Origin of the sequence: Weissella sp. DD23, assembly GCF_001579105.1 — a bacterium.
Classification (GTDB): Bacteria; Bacillota; Bacilli; order Lactobacillales; family Lactobacillaceae; genus Weissella; species Weissella cibaria.
Map to the genome: position 1 here is coordinate 371,940 of NZ_KQ970391.1, position 3,849 is coordinate 375,788.

A 3,849-nucleotide genomic window follows, 5' to 3' on the forward strand; every position below is an offset into this window, starting at 1 on the left:
TTTTTTAGATTCTGCAGGTCAGAACGTTTTGCTTGTTTTACTTGTTCCGCTGACGGTACAATGGCCGTAATATCATGAAGAAATTTACGTTGTGGGAGGAACAAGATGAATAACTTAAATCCTACAAAGTCGATGTATGATGCTTTGGCAGACGCGGCCCACCGCGCTTTGCAACGCACGTTTGATCAAGTGCCTGACGGGCAAAGCTTACTGCAAATGACGGCTGAGGCTAAGCTAGCGGATGTTGAAAATAATGGATGGAATTGTTCAGTCATTCAACCGGCTGAACTAAAAGCTTTCGCCATGGGCGTGATCAAGGGGCTAGAAGATTTAGCAGCGACGTGGCACGTTGAGTCACACCCAACCTTTATTACAGCGAAGAAGGAAGTCACAGAAGCGATAATTAATCTGAATGATGCTCGGCCTGATTCAGTTAATAAACTGGGTGCCGATTTAACTAACTTGCGTAACTTGATTCGTCATTTGAAAGTTGAACTTAATGAAAATCATCCGGAGATGCTGCGCCGCATTGCCGCCGACTTCTTAACGGCCTACGAACCAGCGCGACAAGACCCTAGTTTGGCAAACGTGTACGATGCTTTAGAGGCTGGTTTCCAAAATAGTGAGACGACTGGAGCCGAACTGCAACAGTTGCTAACGACTTTTCCTGGTTCGTTAACGGCGTTTCAAGAAAGTAGCAATGACTTTATGAACGAGGTTATTGCTAGCATTCATGCGCAGGTTGCGCACTTTGGCTTGGATACGTTACCAGAGCTAGTGACGTTCTTCCAAGAAGTTCACTTGGAGTTGGCGGTTGCAACCTATCCAGCTGAATATATTGCGATTAGTCAATTACTTGAAAAATGGAACCAGTATTAACTGACGAAATTATGAAAAAGACAGATTTGACTAAGGTGCGGAGTTACGTGACGGAATTGTACCGTAGTGTGAAATCTGCCCAAATCGCGGGGGTGCCCTTATCAGTTGGGGCGAATGAAACGCTTAATATTTGCGAGAATAAACTAACGGCGACCGATGCTGATCGTGATGACTACCGTGACGTGATGGACTTGTTACGTGGTGTCCGCTTCGAGGGTTAAGCCACACAAAATACAGCAAAAATCTCAACTATCAGACTTGCGAAAAACGCCCAGTCTGAAAGTTGAGATTTTTTAGTTTGCAAGAGATTTTTTGTCCCAAATTTGACATGTTTTAGCATAGTTTTAACGTGATTCAGGCCGAAAAGCTTACTTTTAATATGTTTTTAGCGCAATTTTTGACCGTTTGAAAAAAGAACGGTACCTGACGCGTAAAATATCAACAGATAAAGTTAAGAATCGGGAGGACTATCATGAATTGGGTACCACAATTATTAGCTGTGGCTAGCAAATATGATGGTGACATTATGAATGCTGAAGTTGCTTCGTTAGGGAAACAACTTTGGGATACGTATTCCGAAAGCGGTCCATACGTGATTGATGGGGAACACCGATATTCCAGTGTCGCTGCAATGGCAAAAGATTTACATGTAAGTGTCCATCGTATTCGCAAGGTGATTGAGGAGACAAATTTGACGAAGGCATATGGACCTGATCAAGTGCGTTTTGACTATCATACGTTGCGATATGATTCGGCGGATAACAAATAATCGGCGCAAGACTTTTTTCAAGCGAGATTTATATTTAGGTCTTAAAATATGTAAAGTTATTTTTGAATTTGTGTTAATTCTGGCACTTTTCAGAAAGATATGATTTTTTATCGGATAGTTGTGTTATACCAAACCTGATTTTCAGACTGCAAAAGGTTGATTGTAGTGATTTGTTCCAGAAGTAGATTTCAGAAATAAATCACTATAATCAACAGTTTGGAAATTGGCGTTGATATAGATATTTTTCAGGATACAAGAGAGGGAAAGCTTAGTATGAAAAATAACAAGATTTTGAGCGAAGCAGATTACATCGCCAAAGAGCACTACAAGATGTATAAGGCCGGCAAGAAGTGGATGGTTGCAGGAATTACTGCTGTATCTATTTTGGGTGCCGTTGCAATGGCTGAAGGCACAGCCTCTGCTGACCAAGTTGCAAATACGACGTCAGGAACTGATCCAGCCGTCGTTAAGGTTGATGAAGCAGCTGCAACGTCACAATCGGCAACGACGGTGACGTTGTCAGCGTCTGCATCAGTTTCTTCAGCTGCATCTGAAGTACCAGCTGTGACTGAGGTTAGTGCATCATCTGAAGTGGTTTCTTCAGTAGTTGCCAGCGAAGCAGTTAGTTCATCATCAGATGTCGAGAGTTCTGTAGCCCCAGCAAGCGTTTCCGCTTCAGTTGAGGCTTCTTCAAGTGTCTCTGCATCAGTTACGCCGATTGCCAGCGTTTCAGCATCAGTAGAGAGTTCTACGGTTGTTGAAAGTTCATCAGTAGTTGAAAGTGTTGCATCATCTGTTGCGCCTGTTGTGAATGGCCACGATTCAGTTGCGATGTCATCAATGATGTCTTCTGCTGAGTCTGCTAAGGCAGCTGGTTCAATTGTTGCAATGCGTGCGGTGTTAGCGGACGTGCCAACTTCTTCCTTGAAGACGGCAGGTACGATTGCGACGCTTTCAGATGCCGATAACAAAATTGGTGGATATGCAAAGGTTACTGAAAACGCAAAGTCAACAGCGAACGATCCACATTATCTATCAGTTACTGAAGGTAATATTCAGTCGTACTTTTCAGCAAACGGAACGGCGGTTAAGTCAGCGGTTTTGACTGCTTCTGATGCGAAAAAAATCGCATCTAGTCTTAGTTCTGTGGCCGATGTAAAAATGTCAGGCGTATCATCTAGCCAAGCAAGTATGTTGAAGTCAGAAGCAAGTTATTACTCGTCATTAGCAGCGACTGGGGGCAATCGTGTTTATTACACTCTGACAAACGGTGCAACGCAACAGGGTGCCGTAGCCTTTAACAAAAAAGTTGACATGACTAAGCAATGGACAATCAACTTTGATTTGAATATGACGACTATTTCAACGCCTGGAGATTTTATTGGCTTGGTGTTGATGGATACAGATCCAAATAAGTTGGGTACGTCAACAATTAAGGACGATAAAGGAGCTGTTCAAACGGGTAGCAAAACGCCTGGAGGAGCGTTAGGGGTTAATGGTAATGCCAATGCATTCTTATGGGGAATCGATACTTGGAAGAATAATGAATCAGGATTTGGTGATCTTACTCAGGCAACTGCCAATGATTGGATGATTGGATTCCGTCACACCAATGGAAATGGCTCTTTGGTTGCAGCCACTACCGCGGACCAACGAATCATCAATGCTTCGAGTGCCGTAGCCTCTTTGGCAGGTACACAATGGAGCACGGGTGATGCTAAGGGACAATTCTCATATGTTGCGGGAACAACTACGACTGGATTTATTATTAGGGATACTATTGCTTCCAATGCACAAAGTGATGTAACACCACAAATTGTTATGGGATTCACAGCAAAGTTCACACCAAATGGTGATGGAACAGGAACACTGACGGTGTATGACTCACAGGGACGAGTGGTAAGTTCAGGAACGGTCGGAACAGTTAACGTTATGACGATGGCACTTGGATTTAAGGCTGCAACGGGTGGAAACTACAGCCAAATGGGTGTGACAATCACCCAACCAGATACGTCCTCTGATGATAATTCTAATGCGTTTAACTTGACGGTTGGAACGCGAACTGTCCCGGTTGATTACAAGACACCATCAGACTCAGATATTAGCGAGTTGGCAGATGGCACTATTTTGGCTAACCTTGGAGATGTGATTACAATTAACCCAGAAGCTAGCGAAACAACTTCTGAAGAAATCAACGCATT

General features: G+C 43.4%; 4 protein-coding genes. All 4 read left to right on the plus strand.

Annotation, left to right across the window (positions count from 1 at the left end):
* The first annotated feature begins 105 nt into the window (after positions 1 to 105).
* Positions 106 to 879 carry a hypothetical protein gene (locus WEIDD23_RS04270; protein WP_010373045.1) on the plus strand — a complete coding sequence of 258 codons (774 nt, stop codon included), beginning with the start codon at positions 106 to 108 and terminating at the stop codon, positions 877 to 879.
* Between the two features lie 11 nt (positions 880 to 890).
* Complete coding sequence (locus WEIDD23_RS04275; protein WP_137636360.1) at positions 891 to 1,100, plus strand: hypothetical protein; 210 nt, start codon at positions 891 to 893, stop codon at positions 1,098 to 1,100.
* A gap of 251 nt (positions 1,101 to 1,351) precedes the next feature.
* Positions 1,352 to 1,648, plus strand: coding sequence for a hypothetical protein (locus WEIDD23_RS04280; RefSeq protein WP_010373051.1), 297 nt, complete (start codon positions 1,352 to 1,354; stop codon positions 1,646 to 1,648).
* 273 nt (positions 1,649 to 1,921) lie between these two features.
* Positions 1,922 to 3,849 (plus strand): KxYKxGKxW signal peptide domain-containing protein (locus WEIDD23_RS04285; protein WP_062358784.1); only part of this gene is annotated, 1,928 nt, incomplete at its 3' end.

Coding starts and splice junctions, on each gene's coding strand:
- WEIDD23_RS04270 (WP_010373045.1), top strand. CDS start 106: ATGAATAACTTAAATCCTACAAAGTCGATGTATGATGCTTTGGCAGAC.
- WEIDD23_RS04275 (WP_137636360.1), top strand. CDS start 891: ATGAAAAAGACAGATTTGACTAAGGTGCGGAGTTACGTGACGGAATTG.
- WEIDD23_RS04280 (WP_010373051.1), top strand. CDS start 1,352: ATGAATTGGGTACCACAATTATTAGCTGTGGCTAGCAAATATGATGGT.